At 73.0% G+C, this 22,004-nt stretch carries 28 protein-coding genes and 1 riboswitch; of the genes, 6 read left to right on the forward strand and 22 right to left on the reverse strand.

What is annotated here, in order from left to right:
* Entirely contained in the window at positions 1-1,188 is a 1,188-nt protein-coding gene (locus ACZ6O5_RS13870; protein ID WP_465977131.1) for a chorismate-binding protein, read from the reverse strand.
* Between the two features lie 123 nt (positions 1,189-1,311).
* Between ACZ6O5_RS13870 and ACZ6O5_RS13875 the strand changes: the two genes are divergently transcribed.
* Complete coding sequence (locus tag ACZ6O5_RS13875; RefSeq protein ID WP_107157847.1) at positions 1,312-1,512, forward strand: DUF5999 family protein; 201 nt, start codon at positions 1,312-1,314, stop codon at positions 1,510-1,512.
* A gap of 94 nt (positions 1,513-1,606) precedes the next feature.
* On the opposite strand, the gene gcvP is transcribed toward ACZ6O5_RS13875, so the two are convergent.
* Both gcvP and ACZ6O5_RS13885 read right to left on the reverse strand, forming a co-directional pair.
* Positions 1,607-4,429, reverse strand: a complete 2,823-nt coding sequence (gcvP, locus tag ACZ6O5_RS13880) for an aminomethyl-transferring glycine dehydrogenase (protein ID WP_465977133.1) — start codon at positions 4,427-4,429, stop codon at positions 1,607-1,609.
* 73 nt (positions 4,430-4,502) lie between these two features.
* A riboswitch (glycine riboswitch) is annotated at positions 4,503-4,593 on the reverse strand.
* A gap of 57 nt (positions 4,594-4,650) precedes the next feature.
* Positions 4,651-5,544: an NAD-dependent protein deacetylase gene (locus tag ACZ6O5_RS13885; protein ID WP_465977135.1), complete on the reverse strand. Its 894-nt coding sequence runs from the start codon at positions 5,542-5,544 to the stop codon at positions 4,651-4,653.
* A gap of 90 nt (positions 5,545-5,634) precedes the next feature.
* Between ACZ6O5_RS13885 and ACZ6O5_RS13890 the strand changes: the two genes are divergently transcribed.
* Positions 5,635-6,291 (forward strand): NAD(P)H-binding protein, encoded by a 657-nt coding sequence (locus ACZ6O5_RS13890; RefSeq protein WP_465977137.1) that lies wholly within the window; start codon positions 5,635-5,637, stop codon positions 6,289-6,291.
* Positions 6,292-6,360: 69 nt separating this feature from the next.
* Here ACZ6O5_RS13890 and ACZ6O5_RS13895 read toward each other — a convergent pair whose 3' ends face one another.
* The 15 genes from ACZ6O5_RS13895 to ACZ6O5_RS13965 all read right to left on the reverse strand — a co-directional run bounded on the left by ACZ6O5_RS13895 (position 6,361) and on the right by ACZ6O5_RS13965 (position 17,834).
* Positions 6,361-7,020 carry a DivIVA domain-containing protein gene (locus ACZ6O5_RS13895; protein ID WP_465977139.1) on the reverse strand — a complete coding sequence of 220 codons (660 nt, stop codon included), beginning with the start codon at positions 7,018-7,020 and terminating at the stop codon, positions 6,361-6,363.
* A 55-nt stretch (positions 7,021-7,075) separates the two neighbouring features.
* Positions 7,076-8,245 carry a globin domain-containing protein gene (locus ACZ6O5_RS13900; protein WP_465977141.1) on the reverse strand — a complete coding sequence of 390 codons (1,170 nt, stop codon included), beginning with the start codon at positions 8,243-8,245 and terminating at the stop codon, positions 7,076-7,078.
* Between the two features lie 2 nt (positions 8,246-8,247).
* Positions 8,248-8,637, reverse strand: coding sequence for a group I truncated hemoglobin (locus ACZ6O5_RS13905; protein ID WP_465977143.1), 390 nt, complete (start codon positions 8,635-8,637; stop codon positions 8,248-8,250).
* 379 nt (positions 8,638-9,016) lie between these two features.
* Positions 9,017-9,607 (reverse strand): MerR family transcriptional regulator, encoded by a 591-nt coding sequence (locus tag ACZ6O5_RS13910; RefSeq protein WP_465977145.1) that lies wholly within the window; start codon positions 9,605-9,607, stop codon positions 9,017-9,019.
* Between the two features lie 210 nt (positions 9,608-9,817).
* Positions 9,818-10,282: a bifunctional nuclease family protein gene (locus tag ACZ6O5_RS13915; RefSeq protein WP_343447212.1), complete on the reverse strand. Its 465-nt coding sequence runs from the start codon at positions 10,280-10,282 to the stop codon at positions 9,818-9,820.
* 215 nt (positions 10,283-10,497) lie between these two features.
* Positions 10,498-11,202 carry a transcriptional regulator FtsR gene (ftsR, locus tag ACZ6O5_RS13920; RefSeq protein ID WP_405089488.1) on the reverse strand — a complete coding sequence of 235 codons (705 nt, stop codon included), beginning with the start codon at positions 11,200-11,202 and terminating at the stop codon, positions 10,498-10,500.
* A 50-nt stretch (positions 11,203-11,252) separates the two neighbouring features.
* The gene (gene odhI / locus ACZ6O5_RS13925) at positions 11,253-11,705 is read right to left on the reverse strand and encodes an oxoglutarate dehydrogenase inhibitor Odhl (RefSeq protein WP_007071101.1); all 453 of its coding nucleotides are present in this window, start codon (positions 11,703-11,705) and stop codon (positions 11,253-11,255) included.
* A gap of 218 nt (positions 11,706-11,923) precedes the next feature.
* On the reverse strand, positions 11,924-12,304 hold the full coding sequence (gcvH, locus tag ACZ6O5_RS13930) for a glycine cleavage system protein GcvH (protein WP_107157839.1): 381 nt from the start codon (positions 12,302-12,304) through the stop codon (positions 11,924-11,926).
* Between the two features lie 55 nt (positions 12,305-12,359).
* A complete protein-coding gene (locus tag ACZ6O5_RS13935) occupies positions 12,360-13,289 on the reverse strand; it encodes a DUF881 domain-containing protein (RefSeq protein WP_465977148.1) in 930 nt (309 codons plus the stop codon).
* A 10-nt stretch (positions 13,290-13,299) separates the two neighbouring features.
* Complete coding sequence (locus ACZ6O5_RS13940) at positions 13,300-13,632, reverse strand: small basic family protein (RefSeq protein WP_007071104.1); 333 nt, start codon at positions 13,630-13,632, stop codon at positions 13,300-13,302.
* Positions 13,629-14,579 (reverse strand): DUF881 domain-containing protein, encoded by a 951-nt coding sequence (locus ACZ6O5_RS13945; protein WP_465977150.1) that lies wholly within the window; start codon positions 14,577-14,579, stop codon positions 13,629-13,631. The genes ACZ6O5_RS13940 and ACZ6O5_RS13945 overlap by 4 nt, the downstream gene beginning before the upstream one ends.
* Complete coding sequence (locus tag ACZ6O5_RS13950; RefSeq protein WP_405089491.1) at positions 14,576-15,211, reverse strand: CDP-alcohol phosphatidyltransferase family protein; 636 nt, start codon at positions 15,209-15,211, stop codon at positions 14,576-14,578. Before ACZ6O5_RS13950 ends, ACZ6O5_RS13945 begins: the two co-directional genes overlap by 4 nt.
* Positions 15,212-15,509: 298 nt before the next feature.
* Positions 15,510-15,980, reverse strand: coding sequence for a MarR family transcriptional regulator (locus tag ACZ6O5_RS13955; protein WP_281941327.1), 471 nt, complete (start codon positions 15,978-15,980; stop codon positions 15,510-15,512).
* A gap of 48 nt (positions 15,981-16,028) precedes the next feature.
* Positions 16,029-17,216 carry a PP2C family protein-serine/threonine phosphatase gene (locus tag ACZ6O5_RS13960; RefSeq protein WP_465977153.1) on the reverse strand — a complete coding sequence of 396 codons (1,188 nt, stop codon included), beginning with the start codon at positions 17,214-17,216 and terminating at the stop codon, positions 16,029-16,031.
* An 87-nt stretch (positions 17,217-17,303) separates the two neighbouring features.
* Entirely contained in the window at positions 17,304-17,834 is a 531-nt protein-coding gene (locus ACZ6O5_RS13965; RefSeq protein ID WP_465977155.1) for an SAM-dependent methyltransferase, read from the reverse strand.
* Between the two features lie 137 nt (positions 17,835-17,971).
* Here ACZ6O5_RS13965 and ACZ6O5_RS13970 point away from each other — a divergent pair, with 137 nt between their 5' ends.
* From ACZ6O5_RS13970 to ACZ6O5_RS13980, 3 genes are all read left to right on the forward strand, one after another.
* On the forward strand, positions 17,972-18,853 hold the full coding sequence (locus ACZ6O5_RS13970) for a universal stress protein (RefSeq protein ID WP_465977157.1): 882 nt from the start codon (positions 17,972-17,974) through the stop codon (positions 18,851-18,853).
* 102 nt (positions 18,854-18,955) lie between these two features.
* Positions 18,956-19,165, forward strand: a complete 210-nt coding sequence (locus ACZ6O5_RS13975; RefSeq protein ID WP_091056824.1) for a phosphatidylethanolamine-binding protein — start codon at positions 18,956-18,958, stop codon at positions 19,163-19,165.
* Complete coding sequence (locus ACZ6O5_RS13980; RefSeq protein WP_465977159.1) at positions 19,162-19,635, forward strand: hypothetical protein; 474 nt, start codon at positions 19,162-19,164, stop codon at positions 19,633-19,635. Before ACZ6O5_RS13975 ends, ACZ6O5_RS13980 begins: the two co-directional genes overlap by 4 nt.
* On the opposite strand, the gene ACZ6O5_RS13985 is transcribed toward ACZ6O5_RS13980, so the two are convergent.
* Complete coding sequence (locus tag ACZ6O5_RS13985; protein WP_465977161.1) at positions 19,632-19,838, reverse strand: hypothetical protein; 207 nt, start codon at positions 19,836-19,838, stop codon at positions 19,632-19,634. The genes ACZ6O5_RS13980 and ACZ6O5_RS13985 overlap by 4 nt on opposite strands.
* 129 nt (positions 19,839-19,967) lie before the next feature.
* On the opposite strand from ACZ6O5_RS13985, the gene ACZ6O5_RS13990 reads away from it, so the two are divergent.
* Positions 19,968-20,624 carry a hypothetical protein gene (locus ACZ6O5_RS13990; RefSeq protein ID WP_281941341.1) on the forward strand — a complete coding sequence of 219 codons (657 nt, stop codon included), beginning with the start codon at positions 19,968-19,970 and terminating at the stop codon, positions 20,622-20,624.
* 9 nt (positions 20,625-20,633) lie between these two features.
* Here ACZ6O5_RS13990 and ACZ6O5_RS13995 read toward each other — a convergent pair whose 3' ends face one another.
* The 3 genes from ACZ6O5_RS13995 to ACZ6O5_RS14005 all read right to left on the reverse strand — a co-directional run bounded on the left by ACZ6O5_RS13995 (position 20,634) and on the right by ACZ6O5_RS14005 (position 21,977).
* The gene (locus ACZ6O5_RS13995) at positions 20,634-20,819 is read right to left on the reverse strand and encodes a hypothetical protein (RefSeq protein ID WP_405089497.1); all 186 of its coding nucleotides are present in this window, start codon (positions 20,817-20,819) and stop codon (positions 20,634-20,636) included.
* 66 nt (positions 20,820-20,885) lie between these two features.
* On the reverse strand, positions 20,886-21,083 hold the full coding sequence (locus tag ACZ6O5_RS14000; RefSeq protein ID WP_107157830.1) for a hypothetical protein: 198 nt from the start codon (positions 21,081-21,083) through the stop codon (positions 20,886-20,888).
* A gap of 45 nt (positions 21,084-21,128) precedes the next feature.
* Entirely contained in the window at positions 21,129-21,977 is an 849-nt protein-coding gene (locus tag ACZ6O5_RS14005; RefSeq protein ID WP_465977164.1) for a serine/threonine-protein kinase, read from the reverse strand.
* Between the last annotated feature and the right edge of the window lie 27 nt (positions 21,978-22,004).

The raw sequence follows: 22,004 nt of genomic DNA on the forward strand, positions 1-22,004 counted from the left end.
TCAGCCGGCGGCCAGCAGCGCGCGGATCGGGGCGGCCTTCGCGGCGGCCTCGGCGACCTCGGCGGCGGGGTCGCTGTCCCAGGTGATGCCGCCGCCGGCCCACAGGTGCAGCCGGTGGGCGTCGGCGGCGGCGGTGCGGATGGTCAGGCCCAGGTCGAGCCGGTCCGGCCCGACCCAGCCCAACGCGCCCATGCCGGCGCCGCGCCCGACCGGCTCCCGCGCCGCCACCTGGGCGAGCGCGGCGTGCTTCGGCGCGCCGGTGACCGACCCGCCGGGGCAGACCGCGCGCAGCAGGTCGGCCAGGCCCAGGCCGTCGGCGGGCGCCGCGGAGACCGTCGACTCGGCCTGCCACAGGTCGCACCAGCGGCGTACGGCGAACAGCTCGTCGACCCGGACGGAGCCGGTGCGGGCCACCCGGGCCAGGTCGTTGCGTTCCAGGTCGACGATCATGATGTGTTCGGCGCGTTCCTTGGCGGAGGCGAGCAGGTCGCGGCGGCCGGCGGCGGTGGCCGCGCGGGTGCCCTTGATCGGGCGGGTGACCAGCCGGCCGTGTTCGGTCGCGACGAGCGTCTCCGGGGAGGCGCAGCCCAGCGCCCAGCCGGGCCCGGTCAGGGCGCCGCCGTAGCGGGCGCCGGGCAGCGCGGCGAGGCGGTGCAGCGCCGGGCGCGGGTCGCCGGTGTAGTCGGCGGCGGCGTGTCCGACGAGGTTGACCTGGTAGACGTCGCCGCGGGCGATGGCGGCGCGGACCGACTCGACGGCGGCGGCGTGCGCGTCCGGGGTCCAGCTGTCGCGCCAGTCCCCCAGCCGCCAGCCGGCCGGCGACGGTGGCCGGTGCGGGCGGTCGCCGTGGTGGTAGACGACCACGACCAGGTCGGGCAGCGCCGGCACGGGGGTGGGCGCGCCGGTCGGCGCGCCGACGGCGTGCGCGCCGGCGGCGGCGGACAGGAACAGTGCCGCCCCGCACGGCCCGTCGGCGGTGTGCCGGCCGGGCCGCGACAGGTCGTCGACGTCGACGCCGTGCGCGGTGAGGAAGCGTTGCGCCAGGTCGGTGGGGTCGCCGCCGTCGCCGAGGCGCCACTGCAACCGGGCGGTCTCGACCAGCCGGGACCGGCAGCCGGGTGGCGCGCCGGGCACCACGACCGGCACGTGTGGGAGCGCTTCCACGCCGTCTGGACCGTTCCGCCTCATCCGTTCAGCCGATTCTGGGTGAACAAGCCGCGACCTTGCTCGGTGTTGCACGGTTGAGCTTGGTACTGTGCGTCACTGGTCATGTGAACCATGACACAGTGCCCCCACAGTCCGGAGAACCCGATGTGTCAGCACCAGCCCACCTGCCCCTCCGCCGACGCGACCGACCGCGAGGCCGCCCGCGTCCTCGCCTGCTTTCCTGAGCAGGGCTGGAGCCTGCTCTGCAACGGCGTCATCATCTTCGAGGACACCGGTGAGCTGCTCCCCGACGGGCGGACCATCGCCCCGCACCGGGGACCGGCCCGCCACGCCCTCGTCGCCTGAGCAATCACGCAGCGTCAGTGAGCGTACGCGCCGACGAGGCCCGTCGGCGCGCCGGCCGGGGCGGCGATCCACCACCGCCCCGGCGTGCACGCCCTCACTCCTCGAACGCCTCCGGCGCGGGACACGAGCAGACCAGGTTCCGGTCCCCGTACGCGCCGTCCACGCGCCGCACCGGCGGCCAGTACTTCCCCGCCCGGTCCACCGCCCCCGGATAGGCGCCCACCGACCGCGGGTACGGGTGCGGCCACTCGTCGCCGGAAACCATCGCCGCGGTGTGCGGCGCGTTCGACAGCGGACTGTCGCCCGCCGGCCACTGCCCGGACCCCACCTGGTCGATCTCGGCCCGGATGGCGATCATCGCGTCGCAGAACCGGTCCAACTCGGCCAGGTCCTCACTCTCCGTCGGCTCCACCATCAACGTGCCCGCCACCGGGAACGACATCGTCGGCGCGTGGAAACCGTAGTCGATCAGCCGCTTCGCGACGTCGTCGACGCTCACCCCGGTCGCCTTCGTCAACGGCCGCAGGTCCAGGATGCACTCGTGCGCCACCAGGCCCTTGTTGCCGGCGTACAGCACCGGGAAGTGCTCCCGCAGCCGCACCGCCACGTAGTTCGCCGCGAGCACCGCCACCGCGGTGGCCCGCGCCAACCCGCCGGCGCCCATCATCCGCAGATACGCCCACGGGATCGGCAGGATCCCCGCCGACCCGTACCGGGCCGCGGAGATCACCGGCCGGCCGTCGACGGACGCGCCCACCGGATCACCCGGCAGGAACGGCGCCAGATGCGCCCGCACCGCCACCGGACCCACCCCCGGCCCGCCGCCACCGTGCGGAATGCAGAACGTCTTGTGCAGGTTCAGGTGCGACACGTCCGCGCCGAAGCGCCCCGGCTTCGCGAACCCGACAAGCGCGTTGAGGTTCGCCCCGTCGACGTACACCTGACCACCGGCGTCGTGGACCTTCGCGCACAACTGCGCGATGCCCGTCTCGTACACGCCGTGCGTCGACGGGTACGTCACCATGATCGCCGCCAGGGCGTCCCGATGCTTGTCGATCTTCGCGTCGAGGTCCACGAGGTCGACGTTGCCGTCGCCGTCGCAGCCCACCACGACCACCCGCATGCCGGCCATCACCGCCGACGCCGCGTTCGTGCCGTGCGCCGACGACGGGATCAGACACACGTCCCGATGCCCCTCACCCCGGTCCCGGTGGTACGCGCGGATCGCCAGCAACCCGGCCAGCTCCCCCTGCGACCCGGCGTTGGGCTGCACGCTGACCGCGTCGTAGCCGGTCACCTCCGCCAGCCAACCCTCCAACTGGGCGATCAACTCCCGGTAGCCGGCGGTCTGCGCGTCCGGCGCGAACGGGTGCAGGTGCGCGAACTCCGGCCAGGTGACCGGCTCCATCTCCGTGGTGGCGTTGAGCTTCATCGTGCACGACCCCAACGGGATCATGCCCCGGTCCAGGGCGTAGTCGAAATCAGCCAGCCGCCGCAGGTACCGCAGCATCGCCGTCTCCGAGTGGTGACTGCGGAACACCGGATGGGTGAGCACGTCACCGGAGCGGGCCAACCCGTCGGGCAACGCCACCTCCACGTCACCCTCGACACCGTCCACGCCGAACGCCGCCCACACCGCCCGCAGATGCGCGTCGGTGGTCGTCTCGTCGCAGGACACCCCGACCCGGTCGGCGTCCACCAGCCGCAGGTTCACGTTGCGCGCCGCCGCCGCGGCCACCACCTGCGCGGCCCGACCCGGCACCGTCGCGGTGACGGTGTCGAAGAACGCCACGTCCGCGACGTCGACACCGCCCGCGCGCAGCCCGGCCGCCAACCGCGCCGCCGCCCCACGAGTACGCCGGGCGATCGCCCGCAACCCGTCCGGGCCGTGATAGACCGCGTACATGCCGGCCATCACCGCCAGCAGCACCTGCGCGGTACAGATGTTGCTGGTCGCCTTCTCCCGCCGGATGTGCTGCTCACGGGTCTGCAACGCCAACCGGTAGGCGGCATTGCCGTCGGCGTCGCGCGACACCCCGACGAGACGGCCCGGCAACATCCGCTCCAGACCGGCGCGCACCGCCAGGTAGCCGGCGTGCGGCCCACCGAACCCCATCGGCACCCCGAACCGCTGGGTGGTGCCGGCGGCGATGTCCACGCCGATCTCCCCCGGCGGGCGCAGCACCATCAACGCCAACAGGTCCGCCGCGACGGTCACCAACGCGCCCACCGCGTGCGCCGCCTCGACCAGCGGGGCGTGGTCCCGGACCGCCCCCGAGGCGCCCGGGTACTGCAGGTGCAGGCCGAAGAACTCCGCCGGCAACTCCTCGACGTCCACGTCGACGACCCGCACCTCGATACCGAGCGGCTCGGCGCGACTGGCGATCACCGCGATGGTCTGCGGCAACGCGTCGGCGTCCACCACGTACACCGGGCTCCTGCTCTTCGACGCGCGGCGCGCGAGCGTCATCGCCTCCGCCGCGGCGGTGCCCTCGTCGAGCATCGACGCGTTCGCGGTGGCCAGCCCGGTCAGATCGGTGACCATGGTCTGGAAATTCAGCAACGCCTCCAGTCGACCCTGGCTGATCTCCGGCTGATACGGCGTGTACGCGGTGTACCAGGCCGGATTCTCCAGCACGTTACGGCGGATCACCGCCGGGGTGTGCGTGCCGTGGTAACCCAGACCGATCATCGACACGGCCACCGTGTTACGGGCCGCGAGCGCCCGCAACTCGGCCAGGGCCTCCCGCTCCGAGGCCGGCGCCGGCAAATCCAGCGTCCCGTGCCAGCGGATCACCTCGGGAATCGCGGCGTCCATCAGCTCATCCACGGAGCCGTAGCCGACGGCCTCCAACATGCGGCGCTCGTCGTCCGGGCCGGGGCCGATGTGCCGGTCGGCGAACTGCTCAGCGGTCATGCGCGGCGCTCCTTGCGGGGGCGAGGTCGACGGGTCGGCCTCCCCCTGAGTCACGCTGACGCGCTCCACAGCGCCTGCCCACGTGGTCCTTTTGCCTGAGAGGTTCCGGGGAGAATCTGCCCCTTCGGCGCCGTCGGGTCGACGGTCTCTCCCACGTGGGTGGTACCGGCACCCCCCACGCTACCAGCGGCCGTGTTTCCGGCTCATGTCCCAGGGTGTGATCACACCGGCGCCGGCTCGGCGAACCCGGCGGCCAACGCGGTCAACGTGGCACCCAACGGCGCGTCCAGCCGCACCGCCGCACATCCGTCGCCGCGGGTGACACCCTGGTTGACGATCGCCACCGGAATGCCCCGCTTCGCCGCCCGCAACACGAACCGCCGCCCCGACATCACCGTCAACGACGACCCCAGCACCAGCACCGCCCGGGCCCCCTCCACCAGCGCGAAACAGTCCGCCACCCGCGGCGCCGGCACCGTCTCGCCGAAGAACACCACATCCGGTTTCAGCATGCCCCCGCCGCACACCCCGCAGTCGACGACCCGGAACCCGGCCACCGCCTCGTCCGGCAGCTCCACGTCACCGTCGGGGTTCACGTACGCCACCCGCGCGTCGAACCCCGGGTTCGCCTCGGTCAACCGCCGGTGCAACTCGTCACGGCCGGTCAGGTTGCCGCAGTCCAGGCACGTCACCTCGTCGAGCCGGCCGTGCAACTCGATCACACCGGTCGCGCCGGCGGCGGTGTGCAACCCGTCGACGTTCTGCGTGATGATGCCGTCGAGCAGCCCCGCCCGCTGCAACCGGGCCACCGCCCGGTGCCCGTCGTTGGGCGCCGCCCGCGCGATCGTCCGCCACCCGAGGTGGCTGCGCGCCCAGTAGCGTCGCCGCGCCTGCGGGTCACGGGTGAACGCCTGGTAGGTCATCGGGGTGTGCCGCCGCGCCGCGCCGCTGGGCCCCCGATAGTCCGGAATGCCCGACTCGGTGGACAGGCCGGCGCCGCTGAGCACCACCACACCCCCGCCGGCCAGCAGCCGCGCCAACCCCTCGAACGCATCACTCACCCCACCATGCTGCCTCGCGCACCCCCACCCGCCCACCCCACCCGGGCTGATCATGAGGTCGGCGGCACGATCCGGCGCGCCAACCTCATGATCAACGACGCTGGTCGCCCGGCACCGCGACCACCGGCGGGCTAGGTTGAGCACATGCGCGTCGTCATCGCCGGAGGCCACGGAAAGATCGCCAAGCTGCTCGAACGAGACCTCGCCGGACGCGGCGACACCCCCGTCGGGCTGATCCGCAACCCCGACCACGCCGCCGCGCTACGCGCCGCCGGCGCCGAACCGGTCGTCTGCGACCTGGAACACACCGACGCCGACACACTCGCCCGGCACCTCGCCGACGCCGACGCCGTGGTGTTCGCCGCCGGCGCCGGCCCCGGCAGCGGCGCCGACCGCAAGGACACCGTCGACCGCGGCGCCGCCGTGCTGCTCGCCGACGCCGCCGTCCGCGCCGGCGTCCGCCGCTACCTGCTCGTCTCCTCGATAGGCGTCGACGACCCACCCGCCCCCGACACCGACGACGTGTGGGCCGCCTACCTGCGGGCCAAGAAAGCCGCCGAGGACGACGTCACCGGCCGCGACCTCGACGTCACCGTGCTACGGCCCGGCCGGCTCACCGACGACGACCCCGGCGGCCGGATCACCCTCGCCCGACACGTCCCACCCGGCGCGATCAGCCGCGCCGACGTCGCCCGCGTCCTCCTGGCGCTGCTGAAGACCCCCAACACCGCCGGGCACACCGTCGAACTCGTCGCCGGCGACACCCCCGTCGCCGACGCCGTCGACGCGCTCACCCGCTGAACCCACCACCCGCACACCACGGCCGGCCTCGCCGATCCGGCCCACCCACACGGCGGACCGGACCGGCGCTCACCGCTGGTGACGCGGCAACGCCGGCTGCGGCGCCTCCCGCGTGAGACGCTCCATCGTCCGCGCCAACTGCTCACTGCCGTCGTCGAGATGCCGGGCCGCCGCCCGCATGTGCGACATCATCATCTCGCCGAAGATCCGCAACGCCTCCCGCGTCGCCACCGAATCGTCCACGTCACCACCGGCCGCCCGGCGGTACTCCATCACCGCCCGCTCAGCCTCCTGCTTCGCCTCCTCCGCCGCCGCCCGCAGATAACTCTCATACTGCGTCCGGGCGTACTCGGCGACCCGACGGGCATAGTCGTGCGCCTGCGCGATGATCTGCTCCGCCTCCCGCTGCGCCGCCGACAGCAGATTCACCTCCTTCGCCGCCGGCCGCACCGGCGTGTCGGCGCTCGGAATCACCCCGTGCCGGTGCAACTCCAGATGGTCGTTGAGCCGCTCGTTCTCCGCCCGCAGATTCGCCACCTGGGCAGCCAGCAGATCCAACTCGTCGGCCACCTGCACCCGGAACCGGTCCACATCGGCCTGCTCATAGCCACGCCTGGTGAACGCCGCCGACCCGAACTCCCACCGCCGCACCCGGTCCGAGGTCAACCGCACCTGCACCGACCCGGACACCTGCTGCGCGTCGTAACCACTGATCGGGGTCGCACTCATCGGACCATCTCCGTTCGCGACTGCGGGGCTCGCAGGACCGGCTCACTCCTCGCGCTCACCGGACCATCTCCGTGGACTCGTCGGCGGCCGTGGCGGCACGCCACGCCGGCCCGTACCACTGCTTGCCGAAACCCTCGTGGTGCACCTGACCCGACCGGTAACCGGCCCCCGTCAACGCCGCCACCGACTGGCCCACCATCTCGTCGGACCCGCACACGTACACGTGCCGCGACCGCCAGTCCCCGTCGGCCAACACCCGGTCCACCACCCGCGCCGGCTCACCCGGCCGCACCGGATCCGACCCCGCCACGTACGACACCCGCAACCACGGACACGACGCGGCCACCTTGTCGATCGCCTCGCTGTCGTAGAACTCCAACCTCGACCGCGCCCCCACATACAGATCCACCCGCCGGCCCGACCCCTCCGCCGCGACCTGCTCCACCAACGCCTTCACCGGCGCCCAGCCGGTCCCACCGGCCAACAGCAGCAGATCCGACGACCCGGCCAACCGCAACGTCAACCCGTCCCCCACCGGCGCCGCCAGATGGATCTGATCACCCACCGCGCACCCGTACACCAGCCGCGACGACACCGCGCCACCCGGCGCCGCCCGCACGTGCAACTCCACCGTGCCGTCCGCGCGCGGCGCGTTCGCCGGCGAGTAGTACCGCCACGACCGCACCGCCGGATGCGACACCCCGATCGACTGCCCCGGCACGAACGGCAACAGATACTGCGGCCGCACCGTCAACACCGCCACGTCGAACGTGCGCTGCTCATGGGTCAACACCTCCGCCACCCACCACGGCGGCGAATGCGCCTCCGCGGCCTGCGCGGCCTCCGTCATCACCCGCGACACCAACCCGTACGCCGCCACCCAGTCGGCCGCCAGCTCCTCGGACCACCCGTCACCGCAGAAATGCCGCAACGTCTCCACCAGCGCCTCACCGACCGCCGGGTAATGCTCGGCACGCACCGCGAACTTACGGTGATCCGCGCCCAGCTGCCGCAGGAAACCGACCAGCCGATCCACCTGGTCCACGTGCGACACGATGTGCCCCAACGCCGACACCAACCGGTCCCGCTGCCCCGCCATGTTCGTCGGGAACATCTGCCGGGTCTCCGGATGCGTCAGGAACAACGTCGAATAGAAGTAGAGCGGCACCTGGTCACCGTGCCCGGCGACCACCGACCAGCTCTGCCTGAGCCGATCCACGTCCACGCTCAGGCGTTCCCCGCCGACACGATCTGATCCCGCACCTGCCCCAACACCACTTGCACGTCGGCGATCACCTCCGCCGGCACACCCAACTCCACCAACGTCGCGCTCAGGTGCTCACCAACCCTCGCGTAGTGCGCCCCCGGAATGCCCAACGGCTGATGCGCCTCCGCCAACCCCCGACCCGCGTACTCGTTCGGCCCACCCAGCACCACCGTCAACATCAACGCCAGATGCCGCCGCTGCGCCACCATGTCCACGTCGGCGAAGTAGCCGACCAACTCCCGATCCGCCAACACCCGGTCGTAGAACAGCTCCACCGCCGCCTTCACCGCCGCCGCACCACCGATGCGGTCGTAGTGGGAGATCGGGGTGGCCTCATTCGTCACCGTCATGCTCGGTCCTTCCACCAAGGGGCCCGCGGCGACGCCGCGGCACGGACAACGCCAGTCGACGCGACAACACGCACCGTGACATCGACGCGTCGACGACAGTGACGGACCATAGCGCGCCCGCCGCCACCGTTCACGCCTGCCCCAACCCCATCCCGACAACCCTCAACCACGGACAGTCAACAAATCGCCCCCGGGACCCCACCGAGCAACCCACGGTCTCTTTCGGACACCGCACCGCTACCCATCGCGACCTGCGCACACCCCACCCACCACCGAACCCGCCCCACCCACCCCCACCGACTCACCCACCGTCACCAAACAAAAGATCGCGTCGGGCCGAAAAGCCACGACGCGATCCCAAAACCGAAACGCCGACGAATCACCCGGCACGACGCCGCGCACGACGCGCCGCCAACTCGTCCCCCACCGAACCCGCCTCCGGCTCCGGCTCCACCGGAACCTCCCGACCCGACCCACCCGCAGGCTCCGCCGGCAGATGCGACAACGAACCCTGGATCTCCTTGAACGCCCCACCGATCGCGATGCCGAACACGCCCTGGCCACCCTGCAACAGGTCGACCACCTCCTCCGGCGACCGGCACTCGTACACCGTCGTCCCATCGGAGATCAACGTGATGCCCGCCAGATCCTCCACCCCACGCGACCGCAACGCCTCGATCGCCCGACGGATGTTCTGCAACGACACCCCCGCGTCCAACAACCGCTTCACGACCTTCAACACCACCAGATCGCGGAACGAATACAACCGGGACGTCCCCGAACCCGACGCGTCCCGAACACTCGGCACCACCAGCGACGTCCGCGCCCAGTAGTCCAACTGCCGGTAACTGATGCCCACCGCCGAACACGCGGTCACACCCCGATAACCCACCTCGCCGTCACCGAACGACTCGGGCCCCACACCCGCCTGCTGCTCCGAACTCGGACCAGGATCCCGCGGCTCGTGCATCCGGACCAACCTCCCCGCCCGTGCGGCGCCACGTCGACTTCCCCGTACGCGCACCCCTCGACACGGCAACCCTAACGCCGGAGCGCCGACAACACCGGCAGAAGAACCCCGACACGCCGCGCCACCAACCCACGACAGCACACACGGCGGTCAGCCGCCACCACCGTGACAACCACCGCCGCGCACCCCGACCACCCGGCCGGCCACCACTCAGCCCGCGAAATCCTCCGGCCGCACCTGCTCCAGGAACTCCCGGAACTTCTCCACCTCGTCCTCCTGCTCGTCCGGAATCACGATCCCCGCCTCACTCAGGACCTGCTCCGCACAACGAATCGGCGCACCCACCCGCAACGCCAACGCGATGGAGTCACTCGGCCGCGCCGACACCCGCACCCCGTCACCCAGCAGCAGATCCGCGTAGAAGACGTTCTCCTTCAGCTCGGTGATCTCCACCGCCTGCAACGGCGCCTGCAACGCCGCCAACACATCCCGCAGAAGATCATGCGTCAACGGCCGCGCCGGCTTGACCCCCTGCTGCTCGTAAGCAATGGCCGTCGCCTCGACCGCACCGATCCAGATCGGCAGATAGCGGTCCCCCTCGACCTCCCGCAGCAGGACGATCGGCTGGTTGCTCGGCAACTCCACCCGAACTCCGACCACGCTCAGCTCGCGCACCGCCGCCTCCGTGTCGTCGTCACCTGCGCACCGCGCCCTTCCCTGCACGGTACACGGACCAGGACACGAGAGTCCCACGCGCTACGTGCACCACGCCTCGACAGACGGGCTTACCCCGGCAAGCCTACGACACGCCCATCCGGGGCGATCTTTCCGCGCCCACCCACGACGAAAGGGGCCGGGCACCCACCGGCACCCGACCCCCACCGACAACCTCACCGACCCAACGTCGACCGCAGCCCCACCCGCACCAACGCCGCGTGCAACTGCTGCGACAACGCCATCAACTCCCGCGCCGTCTCCGCCGCCCGCGCCCGCGCCGCCGGATCACTCTGCCGCGCCAACGGCGCCACCAACTGCGCGAACAGACCGACCTCCCGATCCGCCGCCGACCGGTACGCCCGCAGATGCCGCGGCTGGAACCCGTACGCCGCCAACCCCGCCACCGCACTCGCGATGATCAACGCATCCCCGTCGTACCAACCCGGCGGATCCGACACCAGCACACCGAGCCGCTCCAACTCGACCAACGTCGACTCGTCGACCCCGCTACGGGCAATCAACTCCGCCCGACCCAGCCGCACCTCCGGCGACTCCACCGGCTCCGGCGGCTCCCGACCCGGCACCACACCACCCGGACCGACCGCCACCAGATTCGGCCGCGCCCGCCCCGACGGCGACGCATCCGAGCCGTCCCACTGCGCCAACTGATCCCGGATCACCCGCAACGGCAGATACTGATCCCGCTGCGCGGACAACACGAACCGCAACCGCGCCACGTCATCCCAGCCGTACTTCCGGTAACCCGCCGGCGTCCGCTGCGGCTCCACCAGGCCCTCGGCCTCCAGGAACCGCAACTTCGAGATCGTCACGTCCGGAAACTCCGCCCGCAACTGCGCCAGCACCTCGCCGATACTCATCAGCGCAGGCGCCCGCCCCGCCCCGGACGGCGTCGAAGCCGCAGGCTCGTTCACCCCCGGCCGGCCTCCTCCTCCGGGCGCGGGCCAGCGATGAACACGACCCGGAACTTGCCGATCTGCACCTCGTCACCATTGCTCAACGTCGCCGCCTCGACCCGCTCACGGTTCACATACGTGCCGTTCAGGCTGCCCACATCCCGCACCGTGAACGTGCCGCCGTCCCGATGGAACTCCGCGTGCCGCCGCGACACCGTCACATCATCGAGGAAGATGTCACTGTCCGGGTGCCGACCACTCGTCGTCACATCGTGATCCAACAGGAACCGGGCACCCGCATTCGGGCCCCGCCGAACCACCAGCAACGCCATTCCCGGCGGCAACGAACCGGACATGCGGCTCGGCACCACATCGGTGTCCGGCCCCTCCAGCACTTCGTCGAGCGAACCGAGATTGAGCGTCGAAGTGACGTCGAGCGGGGGGAACTCGTCGTCGGGCCGCGTCATGGGACCACCTCACGGATCTGTTCGGTCGGCGTCGGGGAATGGCGGGTCTGGCCGCCGGGCGAACCCACACCCGGCGGCTGGCTCCCCATGCCCGGGAAGGCGCATTCCGCAACGCTCAAACAATTGATTCTCGGTCGACTGGGCGAGCCTAGCCAGCGCCGAAATGCAGGGCAACCGGACGCGCGGAACCAACCCCGCCCGCCCGGCACGACACGAACTCAGCTCTCGGTGAGCTCGCGGTACGCGTCAGCGGTCAACAGACCCTCGACCGCCGCCGGATCATCCGGAGTGATCTCCACCAACCAACCCGCACCGTACGGATCCGTGTTGATCACCTCCGGCGTGTCGGTCAACGCCTCGTTGCGCGCCGACACCGTGCCACTCAACGGCGCGTAGATCTCCGACACGCTCTTCGTCGACTCGATCTCCCCCAGCGACTCACCGGCCGCCACCACCGCACCGGAGTCCGGCAGCTGCACGAACACGATGTCACCCAGGGCATCCTGCGCGAAGTGCGTGATACCGACGCGGACGACACCACCGTCACCACCGACCACCCACTCGTGCTCGGCGGTGTACCGCAGATCCTCAGGAATCACCAGCTGCGTCCTTCGTCATCGGTGCACCGGACGAACCGGCGCGGGCCGCGACCGGTCAGGAGACCGGCCGGGCGTGGTCCAGCTTGATCGGCGCGTGCAGCTGCGAAACCTCCACAACCTCACGATCCTCGGACGTCACGTTACCGGCGGCGTCCCGCACCGATGAGACCACCCCGCCCGGAATGTTCAACGCCGTACGCATCGTCGCCGGGTCACCGATCACCAGGATCGTGTACGGGCCACTCAACCGCCGCCCGTCCACCACCAGACCCCCACCCGACGCGTCCACGAAATACGTCGACGCGATGATCCGCACCGCGGTGCCGTCCGCGCCCTGGATCTGCATCGCCTCCGCGCCCGCACCCCGCAACTCCTGCACCGCGTCCAGGATCCGCGTCGACGACATCGCCTTCTCCGGCCCCGAGAACCGCACCTCAAGACCCGGCCCCACCGCCGGCAGCGTCCCCGCCAGAATGCCCAGCTCGTCCGCCCGCCGCGTCGCCTCCTCCAACGCCGCCTGCCGACCCAGCTCACCGGAGCGCAACTGACGCTGGCTCTCCTCCAACGCCTCGATGTCCTGCCGCAGCCGCCGCTCCCGCGAATCCAGATCCGACGAGATCCGCACCAGGTCCTCCTCCCGCGTCGCCGCGAGCGTCGGATCCGTCGACGTCGTCTTCAACTGCACCACCAGCGTGAAGCCCAACAACGCCAGCAACACCGCGATCATCGCGCCCGCCGACGTCAACCGCCGCGACACCGGCGCCGCCACGGCCCCCGGCTCCTCCGCCGGCGCCGGCACGTCCTCCCGCTCCACCGGCGCCGCGGGCGATACCGGCTCCACGGGCTCCACCGGAGCCAACGGGCTCAACTCATCCGGATCCGGCGCGTCCGGACGCGGATCCGGCTCACCCGCCGGACCCGACGGCCGCCCCGGCCCCACCGGCGACGGCCAGCCCGTACCCGTCTCCCTGTGTTCCTCGCTCATCCCCACCAACCTACGCCCGGAACAGGTGCCGGCGGATCGCCGCCACGTTCCCGAAGATGCGCACCCCGAGCACGACCACCACACCGGTGGACAACTGGCCGCCCACCCCCAACTGGTCACCCAGGTACACGATCAGGCCCGCCACCAGCACGTTCGAGATGAACGACACCACGAACTGCTTGTCGTCGAAGATCCGGTCCAGCTTCGCCCGCACCCCACCGAACACCGCGTCCAACGCGGCCACCACCGCGATCGGCAGATACGGCTGCAACGCCGCCGGCACCGTGGGATCCAGATACACCCCCAGCACCACCCCGGCGAGCAACGCCAGCACCGCGATCATCGGCCACCTCCGGAGGGACTGGGAGAAACACCCGAGCCGGACGGCCCGGGACTGGACGAGCCCCCGACACCCGAGCCCGACGGCACCGGGCTCGGACTCGCCGGCGACTCGGCGTAGCGTAGCCGTGGCTCAGGAGCCGCCGGCAGGGTGAGGTCGTCGACCTCCTTCACCCCGAACGACAACCCCGTCGTCTTCGCCACCTCACGCATCAACGCCGCCGCCCGACCGTCGTCGAACCGGTCCCGCATCGCCCCCGGCCCGATCGCCTGCACCTCGTACGGACTCGTCACCGGCCGGTAGTCCACCAGGATCGCCTCCCCGGCCTGCCGGATCGTCGACGTCGCCGTCAGCCGCTGCCCGTTGATCGACACCGCCTCCGCGCCCGCCGCCCACAGACCGTTCGCGACCTTCTGCAGGTCCGAGTACAACACCTGCGAAGGACCCGCCTCGGCACCCGTCACCGCGTCCTTGTCCCGCGGCGCGTCCACCAACCGCACCACCACACCGTCGCCCCGCACCCGCCCCAGGCCCGTCCCCGCCTCAAGATTGCGCAACCGGGACGCCTGCGAGCCGCTCAACGCCGCGTCCCGCTGCCGACCGACCTCCACGCGCAACTGCTCCGCCCGCTGGGTCAACCGGTCGGTCTCCGCCTCCCGCTGCTTGATCTCCGCGATCAACCCGGCCCGCGCCGTCGCCCGGCTCGGCTCCTCCGCCATCGTCTCCCGGTACGCCACCGCGAACAGGAACCCGATCACCGCCAGGACCACCAGACTCACCGGCCGGGCCAGCACCTGCCGCACCCGCGACACCGGACCGACCGCACGCCGCGCCGCGGCGTCCCCGTACCCCGGATCCAACGGATTGCGGAACAGCTCGGTCAGGAAGTCCGGCGCGTACACCCGCGCCGACGGGTCGCGTTCCCCGTCCCGCGGCGGTGCCGCCGTCACGCCGACACCCCCGCGCGCCGGGCCCGCATCGCCCGGACCAGCCGGCGCGCCTGGACCACGTACATCGCCCCCGCGGCCCAGTAGAGGACCAGCCCCCACCAGGCCAGCCCCCAGCCGATCGCCCCGGCGACGGTGGCCGCGCCCGGCGCGGCGTCGGCCAGCAGCAGGATCGGGAACGCCGCCAACAGCAGGAACGTCGCGGTCTTGCCCACGTAGTGCACCGGCGGCGGGCCGTAGCCGTACCGGCGCAGCACCCCCAGCGAGCCGAGCAGCAGCAGCTCCCGGGCCAACAGCGCCGCGGTGAACTGCCAGGGAACCACCTCGCGGGCGGTGAACGCGAGCAGCGTGGCGAGAATGTAGAGCCGGTCGGCAAGCGGGTCCAGCAGCTCACCCAACCGGCTCACCTGCTGCAGGCGCCGGGCGATCCAGCCGTCCACCCAGTCGCTGGTGCCGCCCACCGCCAGCACCACGATGGCGACCACGTCGGCGCGGACCACGAGGAAGAGGTAGAGGAACAGCGGCACGCCCAGCAGCCGGACGAAGCTGATCAGGTTCGGCAGTGTGAGGACGCGGTCCGCCGCGACCGTCGCCGTGTCCCCCGGGTGCTCCGCTGGAGCCGGCCGACGCGACACCCCTCACCCTCCCTCCGCAGCACGGTCCGGCGGCCGTTCGACGGCCGCCGGAGGAACGTGCGCGTTGTCGGCCGGTCAGACGCCGGCAGCCTCTGCGATCCCGGGCTGGGACCTCCCCGATGCGGCCCGCGGTCACAGCGACCCGGGCCGGCCAGTTGCGCTGCCACTATATCGGGCTTCCCGCGTTCTTCCGGTCGTCGTGCTGCGTGGCTGCTCAGCGTGGCGGCGGTGGGCAGCGTCACATTGTGTGAGCCATCCTAGGATACTAGTGGAGCGGCTGCCTCCTGCGCACCCACGGTCACGCCGAGCGGGCCGTGGAGTCGGAACCCGACTGCGGCGCGGTCATGGTGGCCGCCTGACCGAACGCCAGCAACGCCAGCAACAACTCGTGCTGCACCCGGTTGGGCATCCGGTCGAGCACCGCCTGCACCGCCCGGTGCCGCCGCTCCTGCAACTCGCGCAGCAGCGACTCCGCCGCGTTCGTGGGCAGCAGCCGCACCTCGCGCCGGTCCCTCGGGTCGGCCACCCGGCGCAGCAACCCGACCGCCTCCAGCCGGTCGCAGAGCCGGCTCGCCGACGACGGCACCACGTCCAGCAGCTCGGCCAGGCGGTTCACGTTGGTATCCGGGTGGGACATGATCAGCGACAGCACCCGCAACTGGGTGGGCGAGACGCTGAGGTTGTGCCGTGAGGTGGCCGAGTCGAGCACACCGATGAGCGCCTCGGCAGCCGCCTCGACGGCCGCGGCAAGATTCGGAGGTCGCTCCACTCGCTGTCCCCTGCGATCGTCCCGCTCGTGTTCGCCCCGCCGCCCCGGTCACCGCCGCGAGGCGTCGTCCGGCCGGCTGGAACCGCGCCAGTCCAGGCAGACGACGACCGCGTCGTCGCGGAGATCCGCGTCGGCATGGTACGCGTGCAGTTCGCGCATCACCGTACCAACTGCCTCGGTGGCCGGCTGCAGCCGAGTGGACCGCATCGCCCGCGCCATCGCCCGCGCGCCGTAGGGCTCCTGCTCGTCCGGCTCCGCCGCGTACACCCCGTCACTGACCACAAAGAGCCGGTCACCCGGCTCCAGACCGAACTCCTGCACGTCGTACCGGGACTCGGCGAACATGCCCAGCGGCAACTGCTGGTCCAGTGTGACCGGGGTGACCCGGCCGCCGCGCAGTCGCAGCACGTGCGGGGAACCGGCGTCCACCGCCCGGACCACGCCCCGCCGGCCGTCCAGCTCCAGCAGCAGCGTGGCCACGTGCCGGCTCCCCCGGTGCTGGTAGAAGATCGTGTCGGAGGCCAGCTCCGCCTGCTCCACCAGGCTGCCGCCGGAGCGGCGCGCGTTCCGCATCGCGTTGACGGTCACGGCGGTGAGCAGCGACGCGGACAACCCGTTGCCGGCGCCGTTGAGCACCGTGACGGTGAGCCGGTCCCCGTCGACGGACCAGTCGAAGTGGTCACCCCCCACCGTGTACGCCGGCTCGAGTTGCCCGGCCAGCAGCACGTCGCCGTGCCGGACGCTGCGCCCGGGCAACAGGTCCCACTGCATCTCGGCGGCCATGCTGAGCCGCTCCCGGCGACGCGCCCGGCGGTAGCGGTCGGTCTCCCGGTCGGCCGCGCGGATCGCCACCGCCAGGTCACCGGCGGCGTCCCGGGCCGCCGCCACCGTCGCCGCGTCCGGAACGGCCGGCAGCTCGACCATCAGCACCCCGAGCCGTTCGCCCCACACCGACAGCGGCAGGTAGGCCCGGCACCGGCCGTCGTCGGCGGTGTCCAGCACCGGCTCCTGGCTGCTGAAGCAGCGCTGGGCCACCCCGTGGGAGCGGAGCGGGCCGCCGTCGGGGCGCTCCGGGTCCAGCACCGGCCACAGGCCGCTGGACCGGTAGTCGGCGACGAACACCTCCGCACGCGCGGCGCCGAGCGTGTGGCGCAACACCGCGTCCGCGGTCTCCGCCAACTGGTCGGGGGGCGCCGTGCGCAGGGCACGCGACACCGATCCGGACGCCTCCGGCATGCTTCATCCTCCGATGACGACTATTGCTACAGGGCAAACATCATACGGAGGAGGACCGACACCGGACGCGCCACCTCGACCGGCGGCTCAGTCGGCCGGTCGCCACGCCAGCGCGCCGTGAAACGCGTCCGGCACCGGCTCCGGTTCGCCCACCGGCCGCCACCGCGCGACCGGCACCACCCCCTCGGCCGTCGGACGCCACCGGCCGAGCAGCGGCGGGAACCGCCCGGGTTCGCGCATCCGGAACGCCGGCCCCATCATGGCCAGCGCCTCCGGGTAGGCGGCGAGTTCCGTGCCGTCGAAGTCGATTGCCAGCCAACTGCCCGGCGCCGCCGCCCGGTACAGCTCGTCGAGCGTCCGGGCGAGCGTGTCGTCGTCCAGGAACGCGGCCAGGCCCAGGAAGACCACCCCGACCGGTCCGCTCCCCCAGCCCGGCACGAAGCGACTCAGCAGGGCCGGATCGAGCGTACCGATGTCCGTGGCGTCACCGTGGCCGTAGCCGGCCCGGTCGCTGCCGGCCAGCAGGCGTTGGCCGAGCCGGACCGTCTCCGGGTCGGCGTCGGTGTAGAGCACGCTGTCGATCATGCGGGCGGTGCTGGGCAGGTCCGGCTCGACCATCGACGGGGCTCCCTCCCGTGCGCGCTGGCGTCAGCGTACCGAGCGGCCGACTCACGCGGTATCGCCCCGGTGGGGCCACGCCGGCCGCGATACTGGCGGCGCGGGCCGGCGGGGCGGCCGGCAGCGAGGAGGTACCGGTGAACTCGGCGAACGGCGCGGCGGTGGTGGTCGGCGTGGACGGCTCCGAGTCGGCGACGCGGGCCGTGCGGCTGGCCGCCCGGGAGGCCGCTCGCCGCAACCGTCCGCTGCGCGTGGTGCACGGCTTCATCTGGCCGCTGCTGCGGGTGCCGGTGTCGGCGCCCGCGCAGGCGCCACCCGGCGCCGGCCTGCGCCACCAGGCCGAACAACTGGTCGGCGACGCGGTCGCGACGGCCGAGGCGGAGTGCCCCGGGCTGCGGATCACCGGCGAGATCATCGACGGCGAGGCGGCCGCCGTGCTGCTCGGTGAGTCCCCCAGCGCCGCCCTGGTGGTGCTCGGCGACCGGGGCCTCGGCGGTTTCGCCGCGCTGGTGGTCGGCTCCGTCGCGGTGCAGGTCGCCTCGTACGCCGACTGCCCGGTGCTGGTCGCCCGTGGGACGGCCCGCGACGCCGGCCCGGTGGTGGTCGGCGTGGACGGCTCCACGCTGTCGCGCGCCGCCGTCGAGTTCGCCGCCGGCACCGCGTCCTCGCGCGGGGCCCGGCTGCACGCGGTGCACGCCTACACCCACCCGGCCTCGACCGGGCCCGGCGACATGCAGCCCCTGGTGCACGACGAGGACCAACTCCGCGGCGAGGAGGACCGGGTGCTGACCGAGTCGCTGGCCGGCATCGCGGAACGCTGGCCGGACGTGCCGGTGACCCGCGAGGTGACGCACGCCCGGCCGGTCGCGGCGCTGGTCGCGGCCACACGCGACGCCCAGCTGGTGGTGGTGGGCCGGCGGGGCCGCGGCGAGCTGACCGGACTGCTGCTCGGCTCGGTGAGCCAGGCCCTGCTGCACCGCGCCGACTGCCCGGTGGCGGTGGTCCGCGCCCCGGAGTGAGCGCCGGGCCAGGCGGCGGACGCGGCGGTGTCCGGCCCACGGTTGGCGCCGGCCGGGGCGGGTAGACGGGGCCGACAGCGACAGCGACCGGAGGAGGCAGCGATGCCAGGACCACGGCCGGGCAGCAACGCGTACGACAAGCAGCGGGCGCGGTTGCGCGACCGCGTCGAGCAGTCCGGGCGGGCCGCCGACCAGGAGGCGAACCAGGTGGCCAACCGGATCCTGCAGGACGACCGGGGTCAGCGCGGCGTCGTGCGGGGCGAACGCACCTACGGGCCCAAGGGCGAACGCGAACCGGGCGACCCGAAGTGAGAGCGGCGCCCCTGGTCGACGGCGCCATCGCGGGCGCCGTCGGCAGCGCCGTGCTCAACGTGGTCAGCTACCTCGACATGACGCTGCGGGCCCGTCCGGCCAGCACCACGCCGGAGACCACCGCCGGCCGCCTCGCCGACGTGACGCACGTCGACCTCGGGCCCGCAGAGGAGGCGGCGAACCGCCGCGCCGGCCTCGGGCCGGTGCTCGGGTACGCCACCGGCATCGCCGCCGGAGCGGTGTTCGGCCTGCTCGCCGCGCGCCGACGGGTGCCGCTGCCGGTGGCCGTGACGCTGCTCGGTGGCGGCGTGATGGCCACCTCCGACAGCTCGATGACGCTGCTCGGCGTGACCGACCCGCGCACCTGGCGGCGCGTCGACTGGGTGTCCGACCTGGTGCCGCACCTGGCGTACGGGCTGGCGGCCGCAGCCACCTGGCGGAGGCTGCGGCCGTCGTCGCCGCGCGGTTAGTGGTCGCTGGCGTCCTCGGCCACCGGCTCGCCGGCCGGGCCGTACGGCGACACCTGTCCCTTCGGCACCCGCCGGCCGGCGTCGGCGTTCGACGTGCCCCCGCCCCGCGAGCGGTCACCGCCCGTGACGGCGGACTTCCGGCTGTCCTGGCTGGTCGCGCCGAGATCGTTCCGGCGCAGCTCCTCCTGCTGGGGCTTGACCACAGGTCTCTCCCTTCCCGGTGGGAGCGCGCGGCCGTCGACCACGCACGTCGTCCGGGTACCCGCCGCCGACCGGCGCATTCCGATGCCGCCGACGGGTCTGGGCCGGCCCCGGGCGGGTAACCCGGTCGAATGCCTGACGATCGGAACGTGGCGCGGGCCCTGCTGGACCGGCAGTCCCGCACGTACGCGGAAGAGGCCGGGATCACGCTCGCGGACCGGCCCGGTCCGCTCTACCAGTTGCTGGTGCTCACCACGCTGCTGAGCACCCGGATCCGGGCGAGCGTGGCGGTCGCCGCGGCCCGGGAGCTGTTCTCCGCCGGCTGGCGGACCCCGCAGGCGATGGAGGCGGCGAGCTGGCAGGACCGGGTCGACGCGTTGGGCCGGGGACACTACCGGCGCTACGACGAGCGGACCGCGACCATGCTCGGCACCGGGGCCCGGCTGTGCCTGGACCGGTGGCACGGTGACCTGCGGCGGCTGCACCGGGAGGCCGGCGCGGACCGCACGGTGCTGCGCCGGTTCCTCACCGAGTTCCCCGGCATCGGCCCGACCGGGGCGGACATCTTCCTGCGGGAGGCGCAGGCGGTCTGGCCCGACGTGCGCCCGTACGCGGACCGCCGCACCCTGGCCGGGGCGCGGCGGCTGGGTCTGCCGGCGAATCCGGGCAGCCTGGTCGGGTTGGTCGGGGAGGCCGACTTCGGGCGGCTGGCGTCGGCGCTGGTGCGGGTGGCGCTCGGCGAGGAGTCGGCCGGTGAGGTGAGCCGCTCCGCCGCGGCGGCCCGCTGAGCCGGCGGGCTACTTGGCCGGGCCGGGCCGGGTCAGGTGCCAGGCCAGCAGCGAGGCGAGCAGGGCGAGCAGCACCACGCCGCCGGAGATGCCACCGCCCTCCCCGCCGCTCGCGCGGTGCCCGGTGGCGCCGAAGTAGATCACGGCCAGCCCGGCGAGGACGGCGACGAACGTCCGCATGCCTCGGTCCTTCACGTCCCGGACGGTACGGACGCCGACCGGCACGGAGTGCCGGTTCGCCCCGGTTGTCCCCCCTCCGGGTCAGTCCGTCTCCAGGTCGTCGAGGGAGACGGCGTGGGTCATCAGCCAGCGGGCCAACGCGGCCATCCCGAACAGCCACAGCGGCGCCGACTCGGTGGTGCCGTTCGTGGCGAAGATGGCGAACCGCAGGTCCGGGGCCCGGTACGCCTCGATCCGCCACCTGTGGTTCTTGTCCCGCCAGACCGCGGAAGGGTCCATGGCGTCACGGTAGGTGACCGGGCCGGGCCGTCGTCGCCGGTTGGCTCACCCGCCCGGCACCACGTATCCGCCGAGCGGCATGCGCAGCGCCGCCACCGCGATCGACACCGCGATGCCGCCGACCAGCCACCAGCCCAGCCCGGCCCAGCCGGTGCGGCGGGCCCGGGCGGCCGGCACATCCGCGCGCCACCGTTCCCGGTACGCCCAGGCGAGCACGCCGAGGCCGAACGGCAGCAACCCGATCCAGAACCAGTACCAGCGTGTCCCGAGCACCGGTGGCGGCCCGGCGACCAGCGTGAGCAGCCAGCCGACGCCGATCGCCAGGGCGAACAGCGCGGCCGTGTTCGCGATCGTGTCGGCGCGGGTGTCGCCGCCGTGGGTGGTGGCGTCCCGGGCCCTCGGGTCGGCGAGCGGGTCGGGGCCCGGGTCGGGCCACCGGGCGCCGGCCTCGCCGGTCGGGTCGCCGCTCGCCGGGGTGGCGTCGCCGGTCGTGGGGCCTGATTCGCCGGTGGCCGGGCCGGGATCGGCGGCGCCGGTGGCCGGGCCGGCGTCCGGGTCGTCCGCGACGGAGCCGCCGTCCGGGACCGACGCGGGCGCGTAGGTGTAGCGGAACTGGCCGTCGGGACGGGCCCAGACCACGGTCGAGCCGCCCTGGGCGTACCGGGGCTCGGGGCGGCGGGCCCACGGGCCGGAGTCGTCCCACCCGTCGGCGCGGGCGATCGTCAGCACCCGGCCGGCGGCGAGGTCCCGTTCCAGCTCAGCGGCGTCGACCGAGCGCGGGGCCGACCACCAGGCGAGCGCCGCCCAGACCAGCCAGCAGACCAGCACCGCCGGCGGAACCACCCGGTTCGGCCACGCCCGGTCGGCCCACGTGGCGCGACGCACGTCGGTCATGCGGCCAGCCTGCCACCGACGCGCAAC

The organism is Micromonospora sp. NPDC049201 (assembly GCF_055586805.1).

What these genes read in the sequence shown, in the direction of transcription:
- ACZ6O5_RS13975 (WP_091056824.1), top strand. Translation starts at nt 18,956, where the DNA reads ATGCCAGGACCACGGCCGGGCAGCAACGCGTACGACAAGCAGCGGGCG.
- ACZ6O5_RS13960 (WP_465977153.1), bottom strand. Translation starts at nt 17,216, where the DNA reads ATGCCGGAGGCGTCCGGATCGGTGTCGCGTGCCCTGCGCACGGCGCCC.
- ACZ6O5_RS13990 (WP_281941341.1), top strand. Translation starts at nt 19,968, where the DNA reads ATGCCTGACGATCGGAACGTGGCGCGGGCCCTGCTGGACCGGCAGTCC.
- ACZ6O5_RS13885 (WP_465977135.1), bottom strand. Translation starts at nt 5,544, where the DNA reads ATGATCAGCCCGGGTGGGGTGGGCGGGTGGGGGTGCGCGAGGCAGCAT.
- ACZ6O5_RS13965 (WP_465977155.1), bottom strand. Translation starts at nt 17,834, where the DNA reads ATGGTCGAGCCGGACCTGCCCAGCACCGCCCGCATGATCGACAGCGTG.
- ACZ6O5_RS13910 (WP_465977145.1), bottom strand. Translation starts at nt 9,607, where the DNA reads ATGCACGAGCCGCGGGATCCTGGTCCGAGTTCGGAGCAGCAGGCGGGT.
- ACZ6O5_RS13895 (WP_465977139.1), bottom strand. Translation starts at nt 7,020, where the DNA reads ATGAGTGCGACCCCGATCAGTGGTTACGACGCGCAGCAGGTGTCCGGG.
- ACZ6O5_RS13870 (WP_465977131.1), bottom strand. Translation starts at nt 1,188, where the DNA reads ATGAGGCGGAACGGTCCAGACGGCGTGGAAGCGCTCCCACACGTGCCG.
- gcvP (WP_465977133.1), bottom strand. Translation starts at nt 4,429, where the DNA reads ATGACCGCTGAGCAGTTCGCCGACCGGCACATCGGCCCCGGCCCGGAC.
- ftsR (WP_405089488.1), bottom strand. Translation starts at nt 11,202, where the DNA reads ATGAGTATCGGCGAGGTGCTGGCGCAGTTGCGGGCGGAGTTTCCGGAC.
- ACZ6O5_RS13905 (WP_465977143.1), bottom strand. Translation starts at nt 8,637, where the DNA reads ATGACGGTGACGAATGAGGCCACCCCGATCTCCCACTACGACCGCATC.
- ACZ6O5_RS13875 (WP_107157847.1), top strand. Translation starts at nt 1,312, where the DNA reads ATGTGTCAGCACCAGCCCACCTGCCCCTCCGCCGACGCGACCGACCGC.
- ACZ6O5_RS14000 (WP_107157830.1), bottom strand. Translation starts at nt 21,083, where the DNA reads ATGGACCCTTCCGCGGTCTGGCGGGACAAGAACCACAGGTGGCGGATC.
- ACZ6O5_RS14005 (WP_465977164.1), bottom strand. Translation starts at nt 21,977, where the DNA reads ATGACCGACGTGCGTCGCGCCACGTGGGCCGACCGGGCGTGGCCGAAC.
- ACZ6O5_RS13940 (WP_007071104.1), bottom strand. Translation starts at nt 13,632, where the DNA reads ATGATCGCGGTGCTGGCGTTGCTCGCCGGGGTGGTGCTGGGGGTGTAT.
- ACZ6O5_RS13935 (WP_465977148.1), bottom strand. Translation starts at nt 13,289, where the DNA reads ATGAGCGAGGAACACAGGGAGACGGGTACGGGCTGGCCGTCGCCGGTG.
- odhI (WP_007071101.1), bottom strand. Translation starts at nt 11,705, where the DNA reads ATGACGCGGCCCGACGACGAGTTCCCCCCGCTCGACGTCACTTCGACG.
- ACZ6O5_RS13890 (WP_465977137.1), top strand. Translation starts at nt 5,635, where the DNA reads ATGCGCGTCGTCATCGCCGGAGGCCACGGAAAGATCGCCAAGCTGCTC.